Origin of the sequence: Pseudoduganella sp. UC29_106 (assembly GCF_044055365.1) — a bacterium.
GTDB lineage: Bacteria > Pseudomonadota > Gammaproteobacteria > Burkholderiales > Burkholderiaceae_D > Rugamonas.
Genome location: NZ_CP171977.1, coordinates 3,335,889 through 3,361,315, shown reverse-complemented (window position 1 = coordinate 3,361,315; position 25,427 = coordinate 3,335,889). Strand labels below are relative to the sequence as shown.

The window sequence follows — 25,427 nt, the reverse complement described above, 5'->3', positions numbered from 1 at the left end:
GTTCATGGGTTGCGTAACCTCGGGTTGGATGCGATGGCGGCGATGTCGGCGAGCATCACCAGCAGCAGGTAGGCGCCGCAGAAGATCAGGGAGCAGGCTTGCACTACCGGGATGTCACGGGTGGTGACTGCATCGATCATCAGGGAGGCGATGCCGGGATAGTTGAAGATGCTTTCCACGATCAGCACGCCGCCCAGCAGGTAGGACAGGCTGAGCGCGACCGCATTGGCGATGGGGCCGACGGCGTTTGGCAGCGCATGGGTCAGTACGATGCGCACCGGCTTTGCGCCTTTCAACCGCGCCATTTCCACGTAGGGGGAGCGCAGCTGGTCGATCACGGCGGCGCGCGTCATGCGGGCCATCTGGGCCACGATCACGCAGCACAGGGTGAACACGGGCATGGCGTAGGCGCGCAGGAACTGGCTCAGTGTCTGTATATCGGCCGTGTGCGACAGCGCCGACAGCCAGCGCAGTTTCACGGCAAACAGCAGCACGGCCAGCGTGGCGATCAGGAATTCCGGCACCGACACCAGGGACACCGCCAGCATATTCATGCCGCGGTCGAACTTCGAGCCGCGGAACATGGCGGACAGGATGCCCAGGGAGAGCGCCAGCGGCACCGAGACAACGGCCGTGGCTCCTGCCAGCACCAGCGAATTGGGCAGGCGCTTGCCGATCATTTCCGTGATCGCCTGGCCGCTGACGAGGGAAGTGCCGGCGTCGCCGCGCACGATATGGGCCAGCCAGCGCACATAGCGCACGGGCGCCGGCTGGTCGAGGCCGAACTGGGCGCGCAGCGCCGCCACCGTTTCCGGCGTGGCCGCCTGGCCCAGCGATTCCTCGGCCGCGTCGCCCGGCAGCAGGTTGGTGATCGCGAAAACGACGATCGAGACGATGAACAGCGTCAGCACGGCCATCGCCACGCGGTTCAACAGGAGTTTTGCCATGGTCTTGTTCATGGTCGGTCCTTAGTGCAGGATGTCCTGCAGGCGGTAATACGCGCCCACGAACGGCAGGAACCACGCCTTGCCGTGATAGCCGGGAATCGCCGGCCAGTCCAGGTCGCGCCAGGGATTGCTCTCGGCGCGGCCAGCCATCACGTCCGCCATCTTCTGGCCCATGTGGACGGACATTTGCACACCGTGGCCGCTGTAGCCCAGCGAATAGAACATGCCTTCATGCTGGCCGGCGCGCGGCAGGCGGTCGGCGGTCATGTCCACCAGGCCTCCCCAGCAATAGTCGATGCGCGTGTTGGCCAGTTCAGGGAATACGTGGGCCATGGTCTGCTGCAGGATCTTGCCGCTCTTGGCGTCCGACTTGGGATCGGACAGCGCGAAACGCGCGCGGCCGCCGAACAGCAGGCGGTCGTCCGGCGTGATGCGGAAGTAGTTGCCGATATTCTTGGTCGTCACATAGTTGCGGCGCGACGGCGTGATGCGGTCCAGCACCTCGCGCGACAGCGGCTCCGTGGCGATGATGAAGCTGCCGACGGAAACGAGGCGGCGGCGGAAATGGCCGAAGGGGCCCAGGCTGGAATTGCCGGTGGCGAGGAAGACCTGGCCGGCGGTGATCTCGCCACGGGCGGACTTCACACGGAAGCCGCCGCTGATGCGCTCGATGTCCTGCACGGCGGCGTCCTGGAACAGCAGGGCGCCGGCGCGCGACGCCGCTTCCGCCAGGCCCACGCCGAATTTACCCATATGCATCTGGGCGCCCTGCGGCTGCAGCAGGCCGCCGTAATACTGGTCGGAACCGATTTCGGATGCCAGCGACTCGCGCGGCACCAGCTTCACATCGCTCTCGACCTTGCGCAGGTATTCCCAGGCACGCGCTAGCTTGTCGTAGTGTTCGGGCTTGGCCGCCAGTTTCAGCTTGCCGCAGCGGCGGAAGTCGCAATCGATGGCTTCGCGGGCCACGATGGTGTCCACCGTGCGTACGGCATCGTTATAGGCGTCGTAATAAGCGCGGGCGCGGTCTTCGCCGAGGCGGGAAGAAAGGTCCGCATAATCATGGGCCAACCCCGTATTGCATTGCCCGCCGTTGCGGCCGGACGCTTCGCCCGCGATGCGGCCCGCTTCCAGCAGCACAACTGTTGCGCCGCGCTGGGCCAGCGCAAGGGCTGCCGAAAGGCCGGTGAAACCGCCACCGACCACCACCACGTCTGCACGTGAGGGCACGGCTCCCTGGGCTGCCGCCTTGAAGGGCGGCGCAGTGTCGAGCCAGTACGATTCAAGCTTCATGCATATTCCTGTGTGGGTTAAGTGCCTAGTCATTACATCATGTTCGCTTGTGCGCTTTATTCCATATTGCCTGATCCGTGAAACAGAATGAACGGTTTTTCCCTCTGTACGCAGCAAAGTATGCTGTGGTCCGCCTTATAGCGAAATACCCACCAACTTCACAAGCTTGCGCCTCCACGCGGTCCGTCGGCAGCATTAAATGCCAGGCGTTCGGGCTTAGCATCTTTGAATGCACCATTCATTTCCAAGGATATCGTGATGCCAAGCTTTGACCCGAACCAGTTGACCATTAATAGCGCCCATTTCATTGGCGGCCGCCATGTTGCAGGTACCGCGAACACCCTCGATGTGCGCCGCCCGTCCGACAACCAGCCATACGCCGCCTTGCCGGTGGCTGAGGCCGACGTGGTGGATCAGGCCGTGCAAAATGCCTGGCAGGCCTATAAAACAACTAACTGGGCCACACGCGCGCCGCGCGAGCGGGCCCGCGTGATGCGCCGCTGGGCTGAGCTGATCGAGGCTGATGTGCAGTACCTGGCGAAGCTGGAAGCGATCGGCTCCACCCGCCCCATCGCCAACGCCATCGCCTGGGACGTGCCATTTACCGCCGAAGGCATCCGCTTCTTTGCCGAATTCGCCGACAAGATCGGCGGCGACGTGGCAGCGACCCGCCGCGAGTCGCTGGGCATGACGATTGCCGAGCCCTATGGCGTGATCGGCGCCATCGCGCCCTGGAACTTCCCGCTGGTGATGGCTTCCTGGAAGGTGGCGCCGGCGCTGGCGGCAGGTAATGCTGTTGTGCTGAAGCCGTCCGAGCTGACGCCATTCTCCGTGCTGCGCCTGGCCGAACTGGCCGTGGAAGCCGGCATGCCGCCAGGTATCTTCAATATTGTCCAGGGCCTGGGCCATACGACGGGCGATGCGCTTGTGCGCCATCCACTGGTATCCAAAGTCACCTTCACTGGTTCCACCCGCACCGGCGCAGCCATCATGCAGGCTTGCGCGCAGACCGGCACCAAGCCCGTCACGCTGGAACTGGGCGGCAAAAGCCCGCAAATCGTCTTCGCCGACGCGCCGGACCTGGACAAGGTGGCGCGCATGGTGGCCGGCGCCATTGCAGGCAACGCGGGCCAGGTCTGCGTGGCAGGCTCACGCCTGATCGTGCAACGTGGCGTGGCCGAGCAACTGATAGAAGGTATCTCGTCCGCCTTCGCCCAGCTTCATCCAGGTCCGACGTGGAGCGCCGATACCACGCTGTCCCCGATCATCACGCCGAAAGACGCGCAGCGCATCGACAGCATGGTGCAGCGCGGCCTGGAAGAAGGCGCGCAGCTGGCTGTGGGCGGCAGGATCGGCCAGCCGGTGGGCGAGGGCGCCTATTATCAGCCGACGATCCTGACCGGCGTGAACTCTTCGATGGAAGTGGTGCGCGACGAAATCTTCGGCCCCGTGCTGACCGTGCAAGTCTTCGATGACGATGAAGAAGCGCTGTCACTGGGTGACCATCCATCATATGGACTGGCGGCCGGCATCCATACGGCGGACATCAGCCGCGCCTTGCGCTGCGCGCGCGGCATCGAAGCCGGCACAGTGTGGGTAAATCGCTACGGTCGCAGCGACGATTACGTGATTCCGACCGGGGGATACAAGCGTTCGGGCATTGGAAAGGACCTCGGCAAGCAGTCTTACGAGGCAAATTTGCGTTTCAAGAGCGTTTTAATCGATATTTGAGTGGCAAAATTCGCACCAGAAGTGTGCAAAATGGCACAGTGAGCCCTTTCACTGTGCAAGCTTGCCCAGGTCAGCAAGCCGTGCTGTCGGAAGCGCCAAAAAGCACATAAAGCTGTTTTGTGACAGGTCAATTACAGGATAAATGGCAAGACCCGCGTGATGTAATCCTTACATAAGACGCAGCAATACACATCCAACTTACTACAAGAGGAGTTTTGTCATGCATCCCACCCGTCATCGCACCCTGGCCCTTTTCCTGGCCGCGACCTATCCGCTAGCAGCCATGGCTGCCGAGCCAAAGGTCGAAGCCGAGAAGAGCCGGAAGCTGCAGCGCCGGCACCCGTCATAGTCGCCGTAGCGGCTGAAGCTCCTGCCAGTGCGGATGCGCCGGCGGCAGCTGCACCGGCTGCGGCAGATCCTGCCCAAGCTTCTGCCGCCGCGGACAGCCCGGATACCAAGAAAGTCATCGTGAAGGGCGCGCGCCAGAATTACCGCGCGCTCTCCGCCACAGGTGCAACCAAGACCGACACGCTGCTGAAAGACCTGCCGCAAAGCGTGCGCGTGCTGACCGCAGACCTGCTGAAGGATGCAGGCGTAACCAGCCTGGCGAGTGCGCTGGATCTTTCCAGCGGCATCACGCGCCAGTCCAACCTTGGCGGCCTGTGGGACAGCTACTCGATGCGTGGCTTCACCGGCGATCCGAACTTCGGTTCCGACTACCTGGTGAACGGCTTCAGCTCCAGCCGCGGCTACAACGGCCTGCGCGACTCGGCCAGCACCGCCAGCGTGGAAGTGCTGAAAGGCCCGTCCTCCGCTTTGTACGGCCGCGGCGAGCCGGGTGGCACGGTCAACATCACGACGAAGAAGCCGCGCTTCGAACCGGCTTACGCGATCGACCTGTCCGTGGGCAGCTTCCACACCTACCGCACAGCTGTTGACCTCACCGGCGGCATCACCGACGACATTGCCTACCGCCTGAACGGCGCCTTCGAGAAGGGCGACAGCTTCCGCGACACGATCGAGACCCGTCGCAGCTTCATCTCGCCATCCTTCATCTGGCTGATCGGCGACAGCACCAAGGTGTCCTATGAGCTCGAACGTAGCGTGCAGCGCGTGCCATTCGACCGCGGCGTGGTGGCAGTCAACGGCGTGCTTGGCCTGGTCCCCAATTCGCGCTTCCTTGGCGAGCCAAATGATGGTCCGATTGAAGTGAAGTCGCTGGGCCACCAGATCTTCGTCGAACACGAATTCAATGAGAAGTGGAAGCTGCAGACCGGCGTTTCCTACCGCGACAGCTCGCTGATCGGCTTCTCCACCGAGGCCAACAACCTGCTGGCCGATGGCCGCACGCTGCGCCGCCAGCGCCGCTACCGCGATTTCGAGGCGACCGACAAGTCGGGCCGTTTCGAAGTGCTGGGCAAATTCGAAACGGGCTCGCTGAAGCACAATGTGCTGTTCGGCGCGGACTTCTACCGCTTCGAGGACCGCCGCATCCAGACCCGCCGCAACCCGAACGCCACCAATCCTTACGCGATCGATATCTACAACCCGGTTTATGGCGGCAAGGCCGACCCGCTGCTGATCTCCATCGACACCAAGGAGAACCAGAAGTCCCACGCCTTCTATGCCCAGGACCAGATCGACCTGACGGACCAGTGGAAAATGCTGCTCGGTGTGCGCTACGACAAATACGACCAGACCGTGCAGAACTTCCGCACCAATGCCATCAACGATCAGTCGCTGAGTGCGACAAGCCCGCGCGGCGGTCTGGTCTACCAGCCGATTCCCACGATTTCGCTGTACGCCACGGCGTCCAAGGGCTTCCGCCCGAACAGCGGCATCAGCATCGACAACAAGGGCTTCCCGGCTGAAAACAGCAAATCCTATGAAGCGGGCGTGAAGCTGGAAACGGAGGACGGCAAGCTGACAGGCACCCTGGCCGTGTACCGCATCACCAAGGAAAACGTGCTGACCACGAACCCGGTCAACACCGACTACTCGATTCCGGCAGGCGAAGTTGCCAGCAAGGGCGTGGAGTTGGACGTGTCCGGCGAAATCTACAAGGACCTGCGCCTGGCGCTGGCCTATGCGTACACCGATGCGAAAGTCACCAAGGGCGACGTGACCATCATTACCGGCAGCCGCTTCCCGAACGTGCCGCGCCAGAGCGGCAGTATCGTGCTGACCAAGGCGTTCACCGTCAACGGCCAGGCGGCAACCCTGGGCGGCGGCGTGACCTACGTCGGCGAACGCTTCGGCGACGTGGCCTTCACCAGCAACTTCAAGCTGCCGGCCTACACCACGTTCAAGTTCATTTCCTCGTGGTCGCCGACCAAGAACCTGCGTCTTGCGCTGAACGTGGATAACCTGTTCAACAAGCAGTACTACGCCAGCTCTTACCAACAGGTCTGGGTCGCACCAGGCCAGGACCGCACCATCACCCTCAACCTGAACTACAAGTTCTGAAAGGATCCAAGATGAGAAAGATAGCGATTGCCGCCCTGGTGGCCGCCGGCCTCGCGGCAGGTAGTGTGCAGGCCCACGGCATCTGGTTCGCGCAACGCGCCACCCAGCTGGCCTTCCTGTACGGTGTCGGCGCAGACGACCTGGATTCGCTGAAGCGCCTGCCGCAGGTGACCAGCATGGCCGGCTACGACGCCAGCGGAAAGGCTGTGCCGACCAAGCTGGAACCGGATGGCCGCTTGGTGCTGGTCAATCTGGAAAACCAGCCGGCAGTTGTCGCCGCGGTGCTGGACAATGGCACCTGGAGCAAGACGCCGGACGGGAAGTGGCACAAGAAGGGCAAGGATGAAGTGCCGACGGCCGTGGTGAGCGAGCGCACGTGGAAGTACGCCGTGCACCTGCGCGCGCCGCTGTCGGCGCCACTGGCGCCGCTGCCGGACCAGGTGCTGCAGGTGGTGCCCGTCGAAGCGAAGCTGCCGGCAATGCTGGGCGAGCCGATCAAGCTGCGCGTGCTGTACAAGGGCAAGCCGATTGCCGGCGCCAAGGTGCTGCACGACTGGGTCAACGATCCGGATGGTGCGCCGGTGCTGAGCGACAAGGATGGCAATGTGACGCTGAAGGTGCGTAACCAGGGCCTGAACGTGATCGTGGCGATCTACGAGTCCGAACCGGACCAGCCGAAGAAGTACAACCGAGTGGAGCACCTGGCTTCGCTGTCCTTTGTCCTGCCCCACGCACCCGAATAAACAGGAGACTCTGAGATGAAACGAATTCTGACAGCGCTGCTGCTGAGCGGCGCCGCCATCACCGCCGCACTGACCGGCAACCTGGCCCGCGCCCACGGTTCGCCGCAGCCCAACCACGGCGGGATCGTACAGGCCGTCGGCGAAACCTGGCTGGAACTGGTCGTGCGCGGCGATGGCGTCGACCTCTACGTGCAGGACGATGGCGACGACATGCCCAGCGCCGGCATGAGCGGCAAGTTCACCGTCGTCAACGGCGCCGCGAAGAAGGAATTCGCACTGGCGCCGGCCGGCGACAACAAACTGTCCGGCAAGGCCGCGGGCGTAGCGAAAGGCAGCAAGGTCATGACCGTGCTCACCCTGGCCGACAAGAAAACCAAGGTCAGCGCCACGTTCGACGTCAAGTAAGTCACAGCAGAGTGTGTTTTTGGCGGGCCCAGCCCGCCTTTTTATTGGTGCTTCACTCCGGGAAGGCCGTTCGTCGCGAGGCGCTTGGGGCGCCCATTTTCATAGCGACCGGCGCTCCTAATGCGCTTTGGCGTGAACCGGCTGAATATAAGTCGCTGTCGCGCGCGGCGCGGTGACGCAAGTCACGGGTGCGTTTTGAGCTATCCGTGCCGTGGCTTGTGCGACGCTCCGCAACGCGCCGCTCGCGCCGCCGCTCCTTCGACGGGCGCACGGTCCGGGCATTGTCTCCAATCAAACGCGCTATCGCCGCATTCCGCGCGGAACGGCAGACATCGGCAAGCAGCCATTCCTCACTGCGGGAAAGCAGAGCCAGACGGCCTTCCACGCATTGCGACTGCCGCCTGCGCCTGCGCTGCTGGCGCCGGCCGCAGATAGTTACGGATCGCCTCGCAAATGAAGGGCTCCAGTGTTAAAGAATCCGACCAGCATTGCTTGTGGACTGTGTTTGTTAGAACGGGCCAGCTCGAATTAGTTCCCCGAATAGCGCGAGCTCCGACGAAATAGTGACGACTAGCGCGGAGTAGTAAGGGATATCGCTTTTTAGTAAAAACCGAAAAATCAACTACCCCTCCCTATACGGACGCGATGCGGGTGTGGCGTGACGATGCGGTCAGATCTGACCTCTAGTAGCCGCGGTGGCGGTCGACGATGTCGTGGAGCGGCTGGCCGGCCAGGTGGCGGCGGAGGTTGGCCAGCAGGACGGGGGCGGCCGTCTCGGGTTGCGTCATGGCTGCGATGTGCGGGGTGATGAGCACGCGCGGCGAATGCCAGAGGGCGTGATCCGGAGGCAGGGGCTCAGGCTCGGTTACGTCGAGGATGGCGGCGCTCAGTTGTCCGCTGTGCAGAGAGTCGACTAGCGCATCCTGGTCCAGGTGCCCGCCGCGGCCGACGTTCAGCAGAGCTGCTCCAGGCGGCAGGGCTGCGAACAGCTCGCGGCCAAGGATGCCACGCGTTTCGTCCGTCAGTGGAAGCAGGCAGACGAGAATGTCGCAGCCGGCCGCAAACGGCGCCAACCCGGCGTCGCCTGCAAAGCAATCTACGCCTGCCAGTTCGCGCGCGGAACGGTTCCATGCGCGGCGCCGGAAGCCAAATGACGATAGGCGCTTCAGGACCGCCTGTCCCAGCACGCCCAGGCCCATTACGCCGACGGTGCGCGTGCCGGCCGGCCGCACGGGGCGGGCCTGCCACGCGCCCGGCTCGGCACGGGCGTAATGCAGCAGGTCACGATGCAGCGCCAGTACGCTCATCACCGCATATTCGACCATGCTTTCCACGATCCCCGGTTCGACCATGCGCACGACCGGTACGTGGGCCGGAATTGCGCTGAAGTCCAGATGATCGACGCCGGCGCCCGAGGCAAAGAAGACTTCCAGCTGAGGCATGGACGCCAGCAGCTCGCGGTCGGCCTGCCAGCCGATGAAATAGCGGACGTCTGCCATATCGCCGGCGTCGGGCCAGGTGCGGAAATCGATGTCCGGCGCGTGCTCGGCAAAATAGGCTGCCCAGCGCGCGGCGCGGTCGGCGTCGGTCTTTAAGAGTACGGTCATTTTCGCTTGCTCCGGCGGTAGAATTGTAAGAACCCACGGCGTGAAGCTAGTGTCAGGCACATCGTGCCTGACACTTGGGTTACGCCTCTGGTTTGCTCGTCAGTATAGGGCCGGAGGAGCAGCAAAATATGCTGCGCACTTGGGCGCAAACGCCGCATTCTGTGCGTTGCGCGGGCCAATGCGGCACCATCGTCTGGCCTGCGCTGGGTATGATGTTCATACTTCGATCAACCAATGAAAGGGCTTCCATGAGCATCGTCTTCAGGCCGAAATACATCAGCTTTGACTGTTACGGCACCTTGATCTACTTCCAGATGGCGCCTGCCGCGCGTCAGCTCTTTGCCGACCGTATTCGTGCAGAGGACATGGACCAGTTCTGCAAGGACTTCTCGGCTTTCCGCTTCGATGAAGTGCTGGGCGCCTGGAAGCCCTATTACGAAGTGGTGTACAACTCGCTGCTGCGCACCGCGAACAAGTGGAAAGTGCCGTTCCGCGAGTCCGACGTGAGCGCGATCTACGATGCCGTGCCTACCTGGGGCCCGCATCCGGACACCGTGGCCGGCCTGGCCAAGATCGCGGACAAGATCCCGCTGGTCATCCTGTCCAACGCCATGGACCACCAGCTCGTCCACAACGTGGAGAAACTGGAAGTGCCGTTCCACCGCGTCTACACGGCCCAGCAGGCCAAGGCCTACAAGCCGCGTCTGCAGGCATTCGAATACATGATCGACCAGCTGGATGCGAAGCCGGAAGACTTCCTGCATGTTTCGTCGAGCATGCGCTATGACCTGATGTCGGCGCACGATATGGGCATCAAGAACAAGGCTTTCGTCAACCGCGGCCACGAACCGGGTACGCCATTCTACGGCTACACCGAGATCAAGGATATCGGCGGACTGGCAGCCCTGGTCGGCCTGTAAGATCTCTCCTGGGCGGCGGCGCTTGGCCTTCCTGGCCGGCGCCGCCGCTTTTTTCGTTTACAGGTCCAGGATCAGGTGAGCGCTGTGGGCGCGGGAGCAGCAGGGCGTGAAGCAGTCTTTGGCTGCCCGTGATTCCGGCGACAGGCAGTGATCGCGGTGATCGGGTTCGCCTTCCAGTACGCCGGTGATGCAGGTGCCGCAAACGCCTTGTCCGCAGGACGTGGGAATCGCGATTCCCGCTGCCAGCAAGGCTTCCAGCGCGCTCTGTTCGGCAGGCACGTGGACCACGCGGCCGGTGCTGGCGATAAGCAGGTCGAAAGCCCGCTGCGGCTGTGCGTCCGCGGCGGTCGATGCAGCGGCGGCCGGCGCGAACCGCTCGGTGCTGACCGTATCGTCCGGCCAGCCTAGACGCTTCGCTGTGGCGAGAGCGGCGTCTGTGAACGTCCCGGATCCGCAGATATACAGCCGGGCGCCATCACTTGGCAAGGACAGCAGCGTGTCCAGGTCCACTCGCTGGCCGCCCTGGCTGAAGTGGAGCCGCACGCGGCCGCTGAATCGATCCTCGCCGAGTCGCGCAAGGAATGCCGCCTCTCCCGCCGAACGTGCGCAATAGTGCAGCTCAAAGCTGGCGCCTGCCGCGGACAGCTTTTCTGCCATGGCGAGCAAAGGAGTGATGCCGATGCCGCCGGCCAGCAGCACGGTGTGCGGTGAGTGGTCCGCCAGTGGGAACTGATTGCGTGGAGTGCCGACCTGCACCAGGTCACCTTCGTTCAAGTTCTCGTGCATGGCTTGCGAGCCGCCGCGCGATGGCGAGCACCGGTGGACGGCAATCAGATAGCGGCTGCGATCGCGCGGATCGCCGCACAGCGAATACTGTCGCACGAGGCCGGGCGCAATATGGATGTCGATATGTGCGCCCGGCGTCCAGGGCGGCAGCTTGCGGCCCCGGGGATGGACAAACTCGAAGGAACAGACGTTGGCCGCCTCCATCCGCTTGTGCTTCAACAGCAGGTTCAGCGCTGCCGCGGGGCGCAAGCGCTGGCGGCGGTGCAGATAGCTTGCTGCGCCTGTCCACGCCAGCACGGGAACCGAAAGGACGGACAGGAAGAGTATCAGCGGCCAGACCGCTCCGCCAACTGCGCCGTAGTGCAGGGCGAGGGCCCATAGCCAGGTCTTGCGGCCGGTTGCGGCGTGGTCGTAAGGTTCGTACTGCAGCGGCGCGCCGCTCGCCTGGTCATAGCTGGCGAGGCCCGCTGCGTAGGCGTGGGGCGCTGTCGCGGCGGTAATTTCGGCCTTGATTGGCTGACCGGCGGAGGCGGGGCCGACGCGCCACTGAATTTGCTGCCACGGTGCGGCGATGGCATGGCGCCACGCGGTGTCGATGGCGTTCGCGCCGGGGCGCGGCGATGCGGCAAGTGCGGCGGGCGTGGCGCGGCCGACGGGAGTGGCGGGTGCCGCGCGGCCTGCGGCCTGCAATGCGTCGCCGAGCGCCGGGAAGGCTTGTGGGACGCCCGTGAGCGTCAGTAAAAGGAGGACCGGGGCGCACCAGGGCCCGACGCTGCGATGCAACTGCAAACGCCGCGCGCCGCCGGACAGCGCGGAACGAGGGGGGCGGTGGCCGCGGCTGCGCCACCAAAGCCACAAGCCGGCGATCACAAACGCCATGACTGCGAAGGCGATCAGGCCGGCGACGGTGGCTCCGAATGAAAGGTAGCCAAAAATATGTACCCACGCCAGGGTGCCAAAGAAGCCGCCATAAGCGTCCTGGATGCCGAGCACGCGGCCGGAGCAGGGATCGACATAGACCCAGCGTCCATCGCCAAAGCGCACGCGCGTGCTGGCATTCGGGTCTGCATACATGCGGATGGCGGACAATGCGCCGGCTTGGGGATTCGCGGCATGTGCGGCGGACACCAGCCGTGAAGGAGGCAGGGGCGCGGTGCATGCCGGCACGCGCAAAAGGCTCGCGCCGAGTGAAGGTTCGAGCTGCCAGCGGAAGGCCATCCCCGCGCCGGTCAGCGCGACGACGACCAGCAGCAGGCCGGCCGTCAATCCACACCAGCGGTGGAAGCTGCGCACCAGTCCCGCGAAGCCGGAGCGCTTTGAAGCGGAGGCCGGCGAAGGACGTAGAGTGCGCGAACGGAACATCAGGATGGGCGGTAGAGCTTCTCGTGGAAGCCGCTGACCTGTACTTTGATGGTTACCGGCTGGGCGCCCTATCTGCGCCAGAACCAGCCGTGGATGCCGTCGAAGCCTGCGGTAAAGCTGCCCTGGCCGTGGGTCTGCTGCGGTTCTTTCCAGTAAGTGGTGAATTCGTTCGGCTTGGCGTTTTCCGGTTCGCCGTGCATGTCCGCCTTCACGGGCGCGCCGTCGGTGGACCAGTTGAACACGAACTGCTGGCCCTTGCGGATCAGCGCCTTGATTTCCGCGCCTTCGCCCGGCGCCAGCGTGACGCTCATCTCGTCGCTGCGGTAGGCCGCATCGGTGCGCACGACCGGGCTGGTGGAAGCGCCGGCAGCCGGCGCGCCTGGAGCTGCAGGGACAATGGCCGGCGCCGCGGCGGCGGACGGACCGCCGGCATTCATTTTCAGCAGCCCAAGTGCGCGCCCGGCGCCGATCGGATCGATGCCATATTCGGCCGGCAGCACCGTGGTCGTGAGAATCACACCCGCTACGGCGAGCGCGGTGACGGTGGCTTTGCCGAGTTGGGCGAGGGATGGCAGCGGCTGGGCGGCGGTGGCGGTGTTTGCCATGTCAGGCTCCTTGTTGGGTAAAGTATCCGGTCAGCTGATAACCCATCAGCACAAAGCCGCAGATCATCAGCACTACATTGGCGCTGAAGGCCTGGCGGGCGAACATCGCGCTGCGGCGCCAGTAGCCCATGGCGATCAGGATGCTGCTGAGTGCCAGCAGTTGGCCGATTTCCACGCCCACATTGAAGGCGACGATGTTCGGTACCAGTCCATCGCGGGACAAAGCCAGTTCCTGCAGCTTGGCCGCCAGGCCGAAACCGTGGAACAAGCCGAAAATCAGCACGGCAGCCCGCGTATTCGGCTGGAAGCCCAGGATCTTCTCGAGCGCGCCGATATTGTCCAGCGCCTTGTAGACCACCGAGAAGCCGATGATCGCATCCACCGCATACGGATTCACGTGCGTTTCGCTCAGCACGCCGGCCAGCAGGGTCACGCTGTGGCCGATGGCGAACAGGGTCACGTAGGAGCCCACGTCCTTCAGGCGGTACAGGAAGAAGATCACGCCGACGAGGAAGAGCAGGTGGTCGTAGCCGGTGACCATGTGCTTGGCGCCGAGATAGGTGAAGGGAATCAGGTTGACCCCGGCGGCCTGTTCGAAATAGGCCTTGTCGTCATCGGCCACACCATGCGCCAGGCACACGCCGGCAAACAGTGCGAGCAGGGCAAACAGCAGCAGCGATCGGGCATTGCGCATAGTGATCCTTTAGCTTTCCAGCCATACCTGTTCAGCGCAGGTAAAGCCCATGAACGCGCCCAGCGGATGGGCGACGGCACCCTTGATCCTGCTGCTGAAGGCTTCCAGGTTGGTGATGAACAACGGGATGCCGACGCCGCACTTCTCGTGCACGATCACCTGCATGTCCGCATAAAACTGCTTGCGCTTGGCCTCGTCGGTTTCGCCGCGCGCCAGTACCAGCAACTGGTCGAACTGCTCGTTCTTCCAGCCGGATTCGTTCCATTGCGCATCCGACTTGAAGAACTGGGTGAAGACCATATCCGCCGTGGGGCGCGCGTTGACGTTGCCGAAACCGACGGGTGACTTCATCCAGTGATTAGACCAGTAACCGTCGGCCGAAACGCGCTTCAGTGCCAGGTTCAGGCCAGCCTTTTGTGCGGATTGCTGCAGCAGCATCGCCATATCGACCGAGCCGGTGGCGGCGACCGACGCGACCACCGGCACCGTCATGCCCAGCGCACCGGCGCGGCGCAGATGGAAGCGCGCCTTGTCCGGATCGTAGGGACGCTGCGGCAGGTCGGCAAAGTAATAGCGGTTGCTCGGCGCGATAGGGTGGTCGTTGCCCAGCACTGCGTAGCCGCGGAAGGCCGCGCGCTTCATCTGTTCGCGGTCCATCAGGTACTTCATGCCCAGCGTGAAATCGGGATTGCGGCCCAGTCCCACGGTCTGGCGGATGATCAGGTCCGTGTAAAGGCCGGACTGGCTTTCCATCACCGTGAATCCGGGCTCGCCGCGAATGCGCTTGGTGGATCGTGGATTCACTTCATTCACCCAGTGCACGTCGCCGGACAGCAGGGCGTTGATGCGCGCGGATTCGTCGGGAATCCCCAGCAGCAGCACTTCATCCAGATACGGCAGGCCGGGACGCCAGTAATTAGGATTGCGCTGGGCGACCGTACGCACGCCTGGCGTGAATTCCTTGCAGCGGAAGGCGCCCGTGCCGTTGGCGGTGGCGAAGCTGGTGGTGCCGTCGGCGATGATGGCGAAGTGCGAAGTGGCCAGCACCACCGGCAGGTCGGCGTTGGCGCCTTTCAGCACTATCTCGACAGTGAGCGGCCCCGTGGCGCGCACGGATTCAAACTGTTGCGACACGGCGCGCGCCTTGGAACCCAGTGCCGGGTCGTTGTGGCGGTTGAGGGCGAAGACCACGTCGGCGGAAGTCAGTGGCTTCCCGTCGTGGAATTGCACGCCCTTGCGCAGCTGGACAGTCCAGGTAATCGCATCAGTGGTTTCGACGCTCTCCGCCAGCAGCATGTGCGGCGCAAGCTGCGGGTCCAGCCACGTGAGGCAGTTATAGAACATATGAGTGCGCAGATAGTCCGTGGACAGTGCGCCCTTGGCCGGGTCCAGCGTATCAGCGGTGGAGCTGGACTGGGTGGCAATGGTCATGGAACCGCCGCGGCGCGGCGTAGCGGCTTCCGGCTGTCCACGTCCGGCAGCATGCAGCAGGCCGCCGGGCAGCAGCAGGCCGCCCGCGCCAATGCCAGCCAGGCGCCGCAGGGCGCCGCGCCTTGACACATTCCACTTGCCCTGCGGGCGCCGAACATCTCGTCTCTCATCAGTGACCCTTATGCGCTTCGTTGATAAACTCATTACATCACAGCTTAACGCAGCCTTTGTAGCGTTTACAGAGGGCGGCGACGCAGAAATGGCGGTTTTCCGGGCGCCCGCCAGCATAGTTTGCGTCGCCGTAGAATATGCTGCGCGGGGCAGAACTTCGTGTTTCCGGCACCGTGGGCGCGGGCCAACTAAGCAGAAAAAACCATTGCCGCTACTTACAATGGATTTGCGCGCATCCATTAACCCCGGAGATATAAAGAGAAAGTGCATGATGGACCGAACCAGCATTCATAATCCGGCCGTTTGGGCCCAACCGCCGGCGGGACCAACCGCCACTACCAACCTGACCGAGCAGGCCGTCCGTTCGCGGATTGCCATTATTGACGTCCTGCGCGGCCTGGTGATGCTTATCATGCTGTTCGACCACGTGCGGGAAACGATATACCTGCATAATCAGGTCACCGATCCGATGACGATCGACGCCACGGAACCCGCACTATTCTTCACCCGCCTGGCGGCGCACTTCTGTGCGCCGATGTTTGTTTTCCTGACCGGACTTTCGGCCTGGCTGTATGCCAATCCGTCTGCCGGCCCGCGTGATGCAACCGGCTTCCTCGTCAAGCGCGGCCTGCTGCTGGTGGTGCTGGAAATCTTCGCCGTGAACTTTGCCTGGGCCGGCGTGTTTCCGCCGGCGACGCTGTACCTGCAGGTGATCTGGGTGATTGGCCTGGCCATGATCTTCCTCGGCCTGGTCCACAAACTGCCGATCAAGCTGATTGGCGCCGTGGGCCTGCTGATCGTCTTCGGCCACAATGCGCTGACCTGGATGAGTTTTGAGCCGGGCACCTTCGCGTACTACGTCTGGACCGTGCTGCTGCATCGCGGCTACCTGGTCGCGGAGGGCGCAGTGAAGCTGAAGGTCACTTATCCGCTGCTGCCGTGGATCGGTGTAATCCTGTGCGGCTACGCCGTCGGACCGCTGTTCGGGCGTGGCATGACGCCGGAGCGCCGCCGCACCCTGCTGCGCGCATTCGGCGCCGGCGCCTTGCTGCTGCTGGCGGTCCTGCGCGGCTTCAATATCTATGGCGAGGAACTGCCATGGGTGCACGGTCAGGACGCGATCCACACCGTGATGTCCTTCTTCAACTACACGAAGTATCCGCCTTCGCTGGACTTCCTGTTGTTGACGCTGGGTGTGGGCGCGCTGGTCGCCGCCTGGATGGAGCCGATGGAGAACTGGTTCACCCGCGCCTGCGCGACCTTTGGCGGCGCGCCGATGTTCTATTACCTGCTGCACCTTTATGTCCTGCTGATCATTCAGCATGTGCTGGTAGCGTTGTTTGGCGCCAACCACGGTGAGCGCTGGGGCGTGAGCGAAGTCTGGCCGGTCTGGATTGTCGCGCCATTGCTGATGCCGGTGCTGTACGTGCCATGCAAGGCCTTTGCCAACTTCAAGCGGACGTCGAAGGCAGCATGGGTTCGTTATTTCTGAAGTCCTGCGCCACCTGCATCACGATGGCGGTGCTGGCACTGCCAGCCGCCGCCACTGAAGATACCGACACTCCCGGCCCGCGCGGCTGGGAGAATAACCTGGGTATCAGCTATGAACGCCATCACGGCAGCTGGCGCGTGGCGTTTCCGGATGCGGAAATCAATTACGGTGTCGGCGAGCGCCTGCAACTCCTGCTGGGCATGCCTTATGTGCGGTCACGCGAGGCGGGCGAGGCGCGCTCCAGTGGCTTCGGCAACATCACGACCGGCGCGAAATGGCGCTTCTTCGATGACGAAGAAAGCGGCACGGCGCTGGCCATCTTCCCGCAGCTGTCCTGGAATTCTTCTTCCGCCACCGCTTCGCGCGGACTGGAGACGCGTGGCTACAGCTTCCTGATGCCGCTCGTCGCCGGCTACAAGCGCGGCGACACTGGTTTCTACGCTGAATTCGGCCGCAACTTCGTGCAGGAAGGACCGCACGAATGGCAGGCAGGCCTGAAGGTCCTGCATCAATGCCTGCCGGTGCTGGAATGCCGCGTGGAGCTGGAACACAGCCGCGTACCGCGTGACGGTGGGCAGACCACCGCCAGCGTGGGCGGCAAGCTGAAACTGCAGGAGGGGTTGATCCTGAATGTGAGCGGCGGGAGGGATATCGCGGGCGCGAAGGAGCACCGCCGTGGCCTGGTGATGTATATCGGCCTGCAGTTCCTGCGCTGAGGGATTGGTCGGCGCGCGCCGCGGGAAAAAGGCGCGCGCCGCTTGCTTTAGTCGAGCAGTTGGCCGAGGCGCACTACGGTGACGCCGGGGCGCAGCTGGCGCAGCGAAGGCATGACGAGCACACAGTTCGGATAGGGCGTGCGCACTTCCTTACCGCTGTTCCATCCAATCAGCGTGCCCTTGTCGGCGAAGGTTTCCAGGCCGGTGTAATTCTCGGCAAAGCGGAAGTCCATGCTTTCGGCGACAACAGCGTCCGTTACGCGCACCACGTGGCGATGCTCGGGCAGCGGCTGCAACCAGCCGGAAGGGATGTCCGCTACGTCCATATTCCCGCACAAGATCAGGAAACGCGCGCAGCAATTGCGCGCCACGGCTACCGACTTGGCTTCCCAGTGCTGGCCGCATTCGATCAGCAGTGCATTGCGCGAGCTTTCGCGCAGGCCGAAGTCGGCGTAGTCGCGCATGCGTCGGCCTTCCGAGTGGCCTTCATCGCTGACGATGTGGGCCGGCGTGCCGAGGCGCTGGGCCAGGGCGATGCCTTTGTCCAGCGGGCCGCAGACGTTCAGGGGAGCGCTGCGCTCGTGCATCGAGTGCAGGTCGAGCAGGAAGTCGACGGTGTCAACGATGGGGCGCATGGCCCGTGCGCGGCGCAGTTCCTGGGAATCGCGCGACAGGTCGTCCAGCACTTCCGGCTTCCAGACGCGGTTGAAGTCCTGGTCCACGAAGCGCGATGCATCCGGGTTCTCCGGATCCCAGCGCTTGTAGGCTTCCACATTGGCGAAGGAGAAGGTGACGCGGCCGCGGCGCGGACGCCAGCCTTCATCCAGCATCGCCTTTACCGCGATGGCGCCGCACACCTCGTTGCCGTGGGTGAGGGCGTTGATCATCGTGTGGCTGCCCGGCACGCCGCTGTCGAAGCTGTAGACGTAGGGGACGCCGGTATTGCCTTCGGCGTAGGCATCCAGGTTGGGGAAATCGACCTCGATCGGATAACGTTCAAGGTTCATCAGTTCAGTCCTCCCATGCAAAGATATTTGGTGTGCATATAGTCTTCCAGGCCGTAGCGCGAGCCTTCGCGGCCGTAGCCCGATTCCTTGACGCCGCCGAATGGTGCGGCTTCGGCGGCCAGTGCGCCTTCGTTGATGCCTACCAGGCCCGTTTCCAGCCGCTCTGCCATGCGCCAGGCGCGGCCCAGGTTTTGCGAGTAGAAGTAGGCGGCCAGGCCGAAGGGCGTGTCGTTGGCCAGTGCGGCCACGTGGTCCTCGTCGCGGAAGCGGAACAGGGGAACGACGGGGCCGAAGGTTTCCTCGTGCGAGAGCTGCATCTCGTGCGTGGCTTCGCCCAGCACGGTCGGTGCATAGTAGTTCGGGCCGAGATTGCGCAGGCGTTCGCCACCGCATAGCGCCACGGCGCCCTTGGCCTGGGCGTCCGCCACATGGGCGGCGATCTTGTCGACGGCGCGCAGATTGATCATGGGGCCGATCTGCGACTCGCCGTCGGTGGCCGGGCCGACCTTGAGGGCGCCAACGCGCGCCGCCAGTTTTTCGGCGAAGCGCTCGTAGACTGCCTCGTGCACATAGACGCGGTTCGGGCTGACGCAGGTCTGGCCACCGTTACGGAACTTGGCGGCCATCAGGCCGTTGACGGCGGCGTCCAGGTCGGCATCTTCGAACACGATGAAGGGCGCATTGCCACCCAGTTCCAGCGAGAGCTTCTTCAGCGTATCGGCTGCGCCGCGCGCCAGCAGCTTGCCCACGGCGGTGGAACCGGTAAAGGTGATCTTGCGCACGCGGCCATCGGCCTGCCATGCGGAGGCAACCGCCGGCGTGCGTTCGCGCGAAGCGGTGACGATGTTCAGCACACCGGGCGGCACGCCGGCCTGCGCGGCCAGCGAGGCCAGCGCGAGCGCGGTGAGCGGTGTGTCTTCGGCAGGCTTGGCGACCACGGTGCAGCCTGCGGCCAGCGCCGGTGCGATCTTGCGGGCGATCATGGCAAGCGGGAAGTTCCAAGGCGTGATGGCGGCTACCACACCGACCGGCTCCTTCAGCACCAGCATCTTTTTGCCGCGTACCGGTTCGGGGATTACATCGCCATAGGCGCGCACGGCTTCTTCGGCGAACCATTCAACATAAGAGGCGCCATAGGCCACCTCGCCGCGCGCCTCCGCTTCAGGCTTGCCCTGTTCGCTGGAGATGATCATCGCGAGATCGTCCGCATTCGCTACGATGGCCGCGTGCCAGCGCTTGAGGATCTGTGCGCGGTCGCGGGCGCTGCGTGCGCGCCAGGCTGGAAGTGCTGCAGCGGCGGCGTCGACGGCGGCGCGTGCATCGTCGCCCGAGCTGTCCGGCACGGCGGCGATAAAGCTGTTATCGGCGGGATTGGTGACGTCGTAGCTGGCGCCATCCAGCGCCTGCTGCCATACACCATTGATGTAGTTGGACGTTGTCATGAGTTACCCTGGTCTGTGAGTGTAGGACCATGGTAATTCGGGAGGGGGAGAGGAGGAGGCCGTTATCGCAGTTGTGAAACGGCTTTAATTTCGAATTTACTGAAACGGCGGCATATTCTGCGCCGCCGTTTCTTCAGGTGGCGGACTGTGTAAACAGTTTCTCCACCGGGTAGTAACCCTTGGTGAAAGGCGACTTGATGACGATATAGCTGAAGTACTTTTCGATGCCGATATGCTGGTCCAGCAGGCCTTCGATAATGGTCTGGTAGTGCACCACGCCGGTGGTGACGAACTTGAGCAGGTAGTCGAAGCCGCCACTCACCAGGTGGCATTCCACGATTTCGTCAATCTTGCGGATCGCTGCTTCGAACTTGGCGAAGTCTTCGCGGCGGTGGTCGGACAGGGTGACCTGCGTGAACACCAGCTGCACGTTGCCGATTTTTTCCAGTTCGATGTGGGCGCCGTAGCCGGTCACATAACCAGCCTTCTCCAGGCGCTTGACGCGGATCAGGCAGGGGCTTGGGGACAGGCCGACAGCATCGGCCAGGTCCACGTTGGCAATCCGCCCGCTTTGCTGCAGATGGGCCAGGATTCGGATATCGATCCTGTCCAGTTTGAACGCACCTTCTAGCATAGAATCCCTTGGCAATCGGGTGCCGGGAACCGGCTACCCGAATTGATTGTAGCATGCAGAAAACGTGATACGGAAGAGCAATCAGCGCAAGGCGTTGCGTACTTCCGGCTGTTCCAGCACCTGGTCCAGCGTGGCGCGCAAACGCTTGAACAGCAGGTCGAATTCAGCCTCCGTGTAGCACAGCGCCGGAGCGAAGCCGAGGTTACCGTCGGTGAAGGCGCGGAAGATGACTCCCTGTTGCGAGGCCGCCTGGCCGATGCGTTCGTAGATGCGCAGCGAAGGGTCAAAGAGCGTCTTGTTTGCCTTGTCCGACACCAGCTCCAGCGCGCCAAGCAAACCGCGGCTGCGGGCGTCGCCAACCAGCGGATGCACAAGCAGGTCGCGCAAGCCCTGCTCGAAGCGGGGCGCCTGCGCCTGGGCGTTGGCCAGCAGGCCGCCTTCATGGTAAAGGCGCAGCACTTCGAGGCCGATGGCGGCGCTGACCGGATGCGCGGAATAGGTCTGGCCGTGGCCGACCGGGGTTTCCGGACCGGCGCCTTCGGCGATGGCCTGGTAGACGGCGTCCGACATCATCAGAGCGCCCATTGGCGCAGTAGCCCGCGGTCAGGCCCTTGGCCATCGTCATCATGTCCGGCTCTACGCCTTCCGCTTCGCATGCGAACAGCGGGCCGGTACGGCCAAAGCCGGTGATGACTTCATCGACCACGAACAGGATGCCCAGCTCGCGGCAGGTATCGGCCATCGCCTTCAGCCAACCTTTCGGCGGCACGATCACGCCGCCCGAGCCCTGGACAGGCTCGCAGAAGAAGGCAGCCACACGGTCAGTTCCCAGCTCGGCCACTTTCGCGCGCAGTTCGGCTACGGATGCGGCGATCAGTGCCTGCGGATCCGCGCCTTGCGCGTGGCGGTAAGGGTAGGGCGACGAGATGTAGTGCTGGTTCGGCAGCGGCAGGCCGAAGTTGCGGTGGAAGACCGGCAGCGCCGTAAGGCCCGCGCCGATGGACGAGGAACCGTGATAGCCGCGCTGCAGCGAGATGAACTGGTCGCGTTCCGGCTTGCCCAGTGCGCGGTAGTAGTAGCTGATGTAGCGGATGGCGGCATCGACTGCGTCCGAACCGCCCAGCGTGAAGTAGACGTGAGTCAGCGAAGGTGGCGCCAGCTCGACCAGCCTGGCGGCGAGCTTGATCGCGGGCTCGGAGCCGAAGCTGAAGTAGCCGGTCGCATAAGGCAGGCGCTGCATCTGCTCCATCGCCACATCGACAATGCTTTGCTGGCCATAGCCGGTGTTGACGCACCACAGGCCGGCGAAGGCGTCCAGCAACTCATTGCCATCCGCGTCGCGCAGCCAGGCGCCTTTGCCTTCGGTGAGAATGGTCGGGCCGCGCTTTTCGTGGGCGCGGAAGTTCGTGACAGGGTGAATCAGGTGTTGTCGGTCAAGGTCAATCAGGGATGATTTTTGCATGATGGTTTCCGTGGTGTGATCCTGGAACCATCTTAGGGCGGGACTGCAAGTGAAAGCTTGCGATTGCTGCGGTCCGGGGCGGGCTTAAATTGCGGATTTACGCTTGCCCCGGCATTTTCTGCTGCACTGCGTTCAGCCCAGTGCCTGGCTGATCAAACCGAATACTTTCATGCCCGGATCGCATAAGGGCGGCTCGCCGCGGGACATGGCCAGCACGCTGTCCACCTGCACCAGGCCAAGCTCCGTCAGCCAGGGGCTCAGGCCGCACTGCGCGCTGACGTCGATGCGCAGGAAGGCGCCGCCGTAGGTGCCGGTCCAGTGGGCGATCAGGGCCTTGGCGCGTTCGATGTCCGGTGCGACCACAGGACCGATGGCGTAGCCGTGCCCGAAGCGGCGCAGCAGCGCGAAGCCGATCATCTCGTCGTAGCGATCGATCACCACGCCCTCGGCCACGTTCTGCAGTGCGGACAGCACGGTGGCGCGCGGCATGCCGGCGGCGCGGGCGCCCAGTGCGGCAATCTTCGACGCATCACGTGCCCCCAGTGGTCGAATGCGCTCGCCGACCGGCAGTTGCATCAGCGGCGTCTTGAACACAGTGCCCTGGTGCTGGTGTACGGTGCCGAAAGCCGTGAAGCCGTAGGACTCGTAAAGCGCCTTGCCTGCCTCGGTGGCGTGCAGCAGCACGGTGCGCTTGCCCAGTTCACCCAGTACCAGGGACATCAGCTTCTTGCCAATACCCTGGCCCTGCCAGTCGGGCGACACGATGACCATGCCGATCGAGGCGAATTCCGTACCGTGGCTCCAGCACAGTGCGGTGCCCGCGATCACGGGTTGTCCATCCGGTCCTTCCGCTTCAGCCACATAGCCGGCGCCCAGGCGTTGTACAAATTGCCAGTCTTCCAGGCGGTGCGGCCAGCGGACGGCAAGGGAAAGCTGGTGCGCGGCGGGCACGTCGGCCTCGGTCATGCGGCGGTAGCACAGGACCATGCCATTGATTTGCTCTGTCACGTTTCCTCCGTTAGTAGAATGCCGTTTCCATCGCGGCGTGCAGCCATGCTACCCCACGTTTTGGCGCCTGCGCCAGCGGGTTTTCAAGAACGCAATGGCATCCCGTGCCGGCCGGAAGATTCGGCACAAAGTGCTGAAAAATCGGCCCTCTTTTGGCTTCCCTATCAAGTTGTGAAAACCCCTTGACCGGGGTAGGCTGGAGCGGGTTAGATATGCCGACTATTCGTCATTTTTAGGGATATGCCATGAAACGTTTTGTGACCGGTTTGCTGTTGAGCGCTGTTGCGCCGCTCGTATTTGCGCACGCCACTGTGAAGCAGTCCATTCCCGCCGCCGGCGCCACGCTGGACAAGGCTCCGCAGCAGATCGTGCTGACCTTCAACGAGAAGGTCGAACCGGCATTCAGTTCGATCGAACTGAAGGATTTCTCGGGCAAGGCGGTAGGCGAGAGCAAGGCTTTCGTCGATTCGGCCGACCCGGTGCTGCTGAAGCTTGACCTGCCTTCGCTGGCGGCGGGCTCCTACCAGGTGAACTGGGTCGCCGTCGGTCCGGACGGCCATCGCCGCAAGGGCAGCTATTCCTTCACGGTGAAGTAAGGTGGATTTCGCGCAGGGTCTGCAGTTCGGCAGCGCATGGCTTGTGAACCTGGCGTTGGCGGGGCTGTTCGGCGTTCTGTCGGCGCGGCACTGGCTGCGCGACGCGGCCGCCGGCGCGCCCGGCGCGATTGTGCGCGCGCGGTTGGACGCCTGCTGGCGTCCCGTGGCGCTGGCTTGCCTTGCAGGCCAGTTTGCCGCGCTATGGTCGGCCTCCGCGACCATGGCCGGCTTGCCGCCTTTCGACGCCTTCCCTGCGCTTTGGACGATGCTCACCGCCACGGAGTTCGGCAAGGCGGGCATGCTCGGTCTTGCCTGCGCGGCCGCCCTGGTTCTGGCTGGACCGCTGCTGCTGCGCGGCCGCTCCGTCCGCGCCGCACAGACGGCGGTCGTTCTTCCTTTTGAAGCGCGGCGCGCAGCCAATGGCGGCCCGCCGTCGGTCCGCGGCGACGCAGCCGCAGATGTCGCCGTTGGGGGACGTGTCAGCGTCGGCGCAGCACGCTGGCGACGACATGGCCGGCGACAGCACGCGCTGGCGGCTGCTGGCCGCGGGCCTGCTGGCGGCGTTCGCTGCGGCACGGGTGGCGAATAGTCACGCGGCGGAAAACGGCTTGATGACCGCCTCCATGCTGATCGAGTGGACGCACCTGGTGCTGGTCTGCCTGTGGCTGGGCGGCGTGACGGTGGCAGCGTGGATCGTGATGCCGCGCCGGGCGGCACCCGCGGACTCAGACGCCCAGGCGCCGGTGGCGTACATGCGCCGCCTGTCTGGCGCCGCGACCATCGCCTTCGGCGGCATCCTGGCGACAGGCATCTACAACGCCTGGCATGGCCTCGGCGCCCCGGCGAATGCGCTGGGCAACCCTTACGGCAGCGCGCTGATCGTAAAAGTAGCGCTGGTCCTGCTGGCCGCGGCCATGGGCGGCTACAACAAACTGGCAGCCTTCCCGCGCGCCGAAGCGGGCGATGAAGAAGCGCTCGCCAGTGCGCGCCTGGTGCTGCAAATCGAATCCATCGTGCTGGCAGCCGCCATGCTGGCCGCCGCTGTCCTGGTCGCCCAGCAGCCTCCCGCAATGGCATAGCGGCGCAGGCGCTGCCGCGCTGCGCGTGGTCAGCCGCCCGAAATGAGCTTGTTCAGGCTCGAATAGTCGATGGTCTTTTCCTCGTAGATATCGCCAGTTTCAAGGAAGCGCTTCGTATAATCCGACAGCAGTCCGGCCATGGCCTCGGCCGGCGCCGAACCGGCGCTGAGGCGGCGCACGCCCAGTTCGGCCAGCCGTGCCGGCGGCGGCAGCGTGGTGCGAGCCAGCAGGTTCACCGGCATGCCGGCGGCGGCGACGATGGCCGCGATATCCGCTTCGTCTGAAGCTCCAGCCGCGAACAGGCCGTTGGCGCCGGCCGCCTTGTACAGGGCGGCACGGCGAATCATTTCCGCTGCACGACCGGAAGGCTCGACCAGTCCGCGTAGATAAACGTCGCAGCGGGCGTTGATGAAGAGGTTCACGCCCGCCTGGTCGGCTAGAGCGCGGATGGCTGCAATCTTGCGCGCCAGGAGCTCGGGCGGCTTGCTGCCATCCTCGATATTGATGCCCACTGCGCCGGCGGCAATTACCTGACCGACGAATTGCGCGACCACCTCGGGATCGTCGGAATAGCCATCTTCGACATCAACGGTCAGCGGCAGGCTGGTGCCGCGCACGATATTGCGCACTGTGACCAGCTGCAGCTCCGGCGGCAGCTTGTAACCGTCGGCATAGCCATGCGACCAGGCCACGGCGGCGCTGCTGGTGGCCAGCGCACGGGAACCGGCGGCTTCGGCGATGCGCGCGGAAGCGCCGTCCCAGCAGTTTGCCAGCATCAGGATGCCCTGTTCATGCAGGGCGTGGAAATCGAGAGCACGACGCGATTGCAT

General features: G+C 63.9%; 22 protein-coding genes and 1 pseudogene. 10 read left to right on the top strand and 13 right to left on the bottom strand.

Features of this window, described 5'->3' with window-relative positions; translation table 11 throughout:
• Positions 1 to 2 precede the first annotated feature (2 nt).
• Positions 3 to 959: an ABC transporter permease gene (locus ACHMW6_RS17130; RefSeq protein ID WP_395408272.1), complete on the bottom strand. Its 957-nt coding sequence runs from the start codon at positions 957 to 959 to the stop codon at positions 3 to 5.
• 9 nt (positions 960 to 968) lie between these two features.
• Positions 969 to 2,240 (bottom strand): NAD(P)/FAD-dependent oxidoreductase, encoded by a 1,272-nt coding sequence (locus tag ACHMW6_RS17125; RefSeq protein ID WP_395408271.1) that lies wholly within the window; start codon positions 2,238 to 2,240, stop codon positions 969 to 971.
• Between the two features lie 258 nt (positions 2,241 to 2,498).
• Here ACHMW6_RS17125 and ACHMW6_RS17120 point away from each other — a divergent pair, with 258 nt between their 5' ends.
• The 4 genes from ACHMW6_RS17120 (at position 2,499) to ACHMW6_RS17105 (ending at position 7,585) form a co-directional block, all read left to right on the top strand.
• Complete coding sequence (locus ACHMW6_RS17120) at positions 2,499 to 3,971, top strand: aldehyde dehydrogenase family protein (protein WP_395408270.1); 1,473 nt, start codon at positions 2,499 to 2,501, stop codon at positions 3,969 to 3,971.
• A 468-nt stretch (positions 3,972 to 4,439) separates the two neighbouring features.
• The gene (locus ACHMW6_RS17115; RefSeq protein WP_395408269.1) at positions 4,440 to 6,437 is read left to right on the top strand and encodes a TonB-dependent siderophore receptor; all 1,998 of its coding nucleotides are present in this window, start codon (positions 4,440 to 4,442) and stop codon (positions 6,435 to 6,437) included.
• 11 nt (positions 6,438 to 6,448) lie between these two features.
• Positions 6,449 to 7,180: a DUF4198 domain-containing protein gene (locus ACHMW6_RS17110; protein ID WP_395408268.1), complete on the top strand. Its 732-nt coding sequence runs from the start codon at positions 6,449 to 6,451 to the stop codon at positions 7,178 to 7,180.
• Between the two features lie 15 nt (positions 7,181 to 7,195).
• Entirely contained in the window at positions 7,196 to 7,585 is a 390-nt protein-coding gene (locus tag ACHMW6_RS17105) for a hypothetical protein (RefSeq protein WP_395408267.1), read from the top strand.
• A 683-nt stretch (positions 7,586 to 8,268) separates the two neighbouring features.
• On the opposite strand, the gene ACHMW6_RS17100 is transcribed toward ACHMW6_RS17105, so the two are convergent.
• Entirely contained in the window at positions 8,269 to 9,192 is a 924-nt protein-coding gene (locus ACHMW6_RS17100) for a 2-hydroxyacid dehydrogenase (RefSeq protein ID WP_395408266.1), read from the bottom strand.
• A gap of 248 nt (positions 9,193 to 9,440) precedes the next feature.
• Between ACHMW6_RS17100 and ACHMW6_RS17095 the strand changes: the two genes are divergently transcribed.
• Positions 9,441 to 10,112 carry a haloacid dehalogenase type II gene (locus ACHMW6_RS17095; RefSeq protein WP_395408264.1) on the top strand — a complete coding sequence of 224 codons (672 nt, stop codon included), beginning with the start codon at positions 9,441 to 9,443 and terminating at the stop codon, positions 10,110 to 10,112.
• A gap of 57 nt (positions 10,113 to 10,169) precedes the next feature.
• Here ACHMW6_RS17095 and ACHMW6_RS17090 read toward each other — a convergent pair whose 3' ends face one another.
• From ACHMW6_RS17090 to ACHMW6_RS17075, 4 genes are all read right to left on the bottom strand, one after another.
• Positions 10,170 to 12,260: a PepSY domain-containing protein gene (locus tag ACHMW6_RS17090; protein WP_395408263.1), complete on the bottom strand. Its 2,091-nt coding sequence runs from the start codon at positions 12,258 to 12,260 to the stop codon at positions 10,170 to 10,172.
• Positions 12,261 to 12,328: 68 nt separating this feature from the next.
• The gene (locus tag ACHMW6_RS17085; RefSeq protein ID WP_395408262.1) at positions 12,329 to 12,865 is read right to left on the bottom strand and encodes a transmembrane anchor protein; all 537 of its coding nucleotides are present in this window, start codon (positions 12,863 to 12,865) and stop codon (positions 12,329 to 12,331) included.
• A 1-nt stretch (position 12,866) separates the two neighbouring features.
• Entirely contained in the window at positions 12,867 to 13,559 is a 693-nt protein-coding gene (locus ACHMW6_RS17080; RefSeq protein WP_395408260.1) for a HupE/UreJ family protein, read from the bottom strand.
• A 9-nt stretch (positions 13,560 to 13,568) separates the two neighbouring features.
• Positions 13,569 to 15,194, bottom strand: coding sequence for an ABC transporter substrate-binding protein (locus tag ACHMW6_RS17075; protein WP_395408258.1), 1,626 nt, complete (start codon positions 15,192 to 15,194; stop codon positions 13,569 to 13,571).
• A gap of 235 nt (positions 15,195 to 15,429) precedes the next feature.
• On the opposite strand from ACHMW6_RS17075, the gene ACHMW6_RS17070 reads away from it, so the two are divergent.
• Together ACHMW6_RS17070 and ACHMW6_RS17065 are read left to right on the top strand one after the other, a co-directional pair.
• Entirely contained in the window at positions 15,430 to 16,653 is a 1,224-nt protein-coding gene (locus ACHMW6_RS17070) for a DUF1624 domain-containing protein (RefSeq protein ID WP_395408257.1), read from the top strand.
• Complete coding sequence (locus ACHMW6_RS17065) at positions 16,635 to 17,369, top strand: hypothetical protein (protein WP_395408256.1); 735 nt, start codon at positions 16,635 to 16,637, stop codon at positions 17,367 to 17,369. The genes ACHMW6_RS17070 and ACHMW6_RS17065 overlap by 19 nt, the downstream gene beginning before the upstream one ends.
• A 47-nt stretch (positions 17,370 to 17,416) precedes the next feature.
• Here ACHMW6_RS17065 and ACHMW6_RS17060 read toward each other — a convergent pair whose 3' ends face one another.
• The 5 genes and pseudogenes from ACHMW6_RS17060 to ACHMW6_RS17040 form a co-directional block, all read right to left on the bottom strand.
• On the bottom strand, positions 17,417 to 18,376 hold the full coding sequence (locus tag ACHMW6_RS17060; protein WP_395408255.1) for a M14 family metallopeptidase: 960 nt from the start codon (positions 18,374 to 18,376) through the stop codon (positions 17,417 to 17,419).
• Positions 18,376 to 19,818, bottom strand: coding sequence for an NAD-dependent succinate-semialdehyde dehydrogenase (locus ACHMW6_RS17055; protein ID WP_395408254.1), 1,443 nt, complete (start codon positions 19,816 to 19,818; stop codon positions 18,376 to 18,378). Before ACHMW6_RS17055 ends, ACHMW6_RS17060 begins: the two co-directional genes overlap by 1 nt.
• Positions 19,819 to 19,951: 133 nt before the next feature.
• The gene (locus ACHMW6_RS17050; protein WP_395408253.1) at positions 19,952 to 20,452 is read right to left on the bottom strand and encodes an Lrp/AsnC family transcriptional regulator; all 501 of its coding nucleotides are present in this window, start codon (positions 20,450 to 20,452) and stop codon (positions 19,952 to 19,954) included.
• 81 nt (positions 20,453 to 20,533) lie between these two features.
• Positions 20,534 to 21,914, bottom strand: a pseudogene (locus tag ACHMW6_RS17045) (aspartate aminotransferase family protein).
• A gap of 132 nt (positions 21,915 to 22,046) precedes the next feature.
• Positions 22,047 to 22,922, bottom strand: coding sequence for a GNAT family N-acetyltransferase (locus tag ACHMW6_RS17040; RefSeq protein WP_395408252.1), 876 nt, complete (start codon positions 22,920 to 22,922; stop codon positions 22,047 to 22,049).
• Between the two features lie 245 nt (positions 22,923 to 23,167).
• On the opposite strand from ACHMW6_RS17040, the gene copC reads away from it, so the two are divergent.
• Genes copC through ACHMW6_RS17025 form a run of 3 tightly spaced genes read left to right on the top strand, consistent with a single transcriptional unit; the run spans position 23,168 to position 24,597 of the window.
• Positions 23,168 to 23,518, top strand: coding sequence for a copper homeostasis periplasmic binding protein CopC (gene copC / locus ACHMW6_RS17035; RefSeq protein ID WP_395408251.1), 351 nt, complete (start codon positions 23,168 to 23,170; stop codon positions 23,516 to 23,518).
• 1 nt (position 23,519) lies between these two features.
• Positions 23,520 to 24,107 carry a hypothetical protein gene (locus ACHMW6_RS17030; RefSeq protein WP_395408250.1) on the top strand — a complete coding sequence of 196 codons (588 nt, stop codon included), beginning with the start codon at positions 23,520 to 23,522 and terminating at the stop codon, positions 24,105 to 24,107.
• Positions 23,995 to 24,597 (top strand): copper resistance D family protein, encoded by a 603-nt coding sequence (locus tag ACHMW6_RS17025; RefSeq protein WP_395408249.1) that lies wholly within the window; start codon positions 23,995 to 23,997, stop codon positions 24,595 to 24,597. Before ACHMW6_RS17030 ends, ACHMW6_RS17025 begins: the two co-directional genes overlap by 113 nt.
• Before the next feature lie 29 nt (positions 24,598 to 24,626).
• Here ACHMW6_RS17025 and ACHMW6_RS17020 read toward each other — a convergent pair whose 3' ends face one another.
• Positions 24,627 to 25,427: an isocitrate lyase/phosphoenolpyruvate mutase family protein gene (locus ACHMW6_RS17020; RefSeq protein ID WP_395408248.1), complete on the bottom strand. Its 801-nt coding sequence runs from the start codon at positions 25,425 to 25,427 to the stop codon at positions 24,627 to 24,629.

Coding starts and splice junctions, on each gene's coding strand:
- ACHMW6_RS17020 (WP_395408248.1), bottom strand. CDS start 25,427: ATGCAATCGCGTCGTGCTCTCGATTTCCACGCCCTGCATGAACAGGGC.
- ACHMW6_RS17055 (WP_395408254.1), bottom strand. CDS start 19,818: ATGACAACGTCCAACTACATCAATGGTGTATGGCAGCAGGCGCTGGAT.
- ACHMW6_RS17095 (WP_395408264.1), top strand. CDS start 9,441: ATGAGCATCGTCTTCAGGCCGAAATACATCAGCTTTGACTGTTACGGC.
- ACHMW6_RS17125 (WP_395408271.1), bottom strand. CDS start 2,240: ATGAAGCTTGAATCGTACTGGCTCGACACTGCGCCGCCCTTCAAGGCG.
- ACHMW6_RS17070 (WP_395408257.1), top strand. CDS start 15,430: ATGATGGACCGAACCAGCATTCATAATCCGGCCGTTTGGGCCCAACCG.
- ACHMW6_RS17080 (WP_395408260.1), bottom strand. CDS start 13,559: ATGCGCAATGCCCGATCGCTGCTGCTGTTTGCCCTGCTCGCACTGTTT.
- copC (WP_395408251.1), top strand. CDS start 23,168: ATGAAACGTTTTGTGACCGGTTTGCTGTTGAGCGCTGTTGCGCCGCTC.
- ACHMW6_RS17075 (WP_395408258.1), bottom strand. CDS start 15,194: ATGAGTTTATCAACGAAGCGCATAAGGGTCACTGATGAGAGACGAGAT.
- ACHMW6_RS17100 (WP_395408266.1), bottom strand. CDS start 9,192: ATGACCGTACTCTTAAAGACCGACGCCGACCGCGCCGCGCGCTGGGCA.
- ACHMW6_RS17090 (WP_395408263.1), bottom strand. CDS start 12,260: ATGTTCCGTTCGCGCACTCTACGTCCTTCGCCGGCCTCCGCTTCAAAG.
- ACHMW6_RS17065 (WP_395408256.1), top strand. CDS start 16,635: ATGGGTTCGTTATTTCTGAAGTCCTGCGCCACCTGCATCACGATGGCG.
- ACHMW6_RS17110 (WP_395408268.1), top strand. CDS start 6,449: ATGAGAAAGATAGCGATTGCCGCCCTGGTGGCCGCCGGCCTCGCGGCA.
- ACHMW6_RS17060 (WP_395408255.1), bottom strand. CDS start 18,376: ATGAACCTTGAACGTTATCCGATCGAGGTCGATTTCCCCAACCTGGAT.
- ACHMW6_RS17085 (WP_395408262.1), bottom strand. CDS start 12,865: ATGGCAAACACCGCCACCGCCGCCCAGCCGCTGCCATCCCTCGCCCAA.
- ACHMW6_RS17105 (WP_395408267.1), top strand. CDS start 7,196: ATGAAACGAATTCTGACAGCGCTGCTGCTGAGCGGCGCCGCCATCACC.
- ACHMW6_RS17050 (WP_395408253.1), bottom strand. CDS start 20,452: ATGCTAGAAGGTGCGTTCAAACTGGACAGGATCGATATCCGAATCCTG.
- ACHMW6_RS17130 (WP_395408272.1), bottom strand. CDS start 959: ATGAACAAGACCATGGCAAAACTCCTGTTGAACCGCGTGGCGATGGCC.
- ACHMW6_RS17120 (WP_395408270.1), top strand. CDS start 2,499: ATGCCAAGCTTTGACCCGAACCAGTTGACCATTAATAGCGCCCATTTC.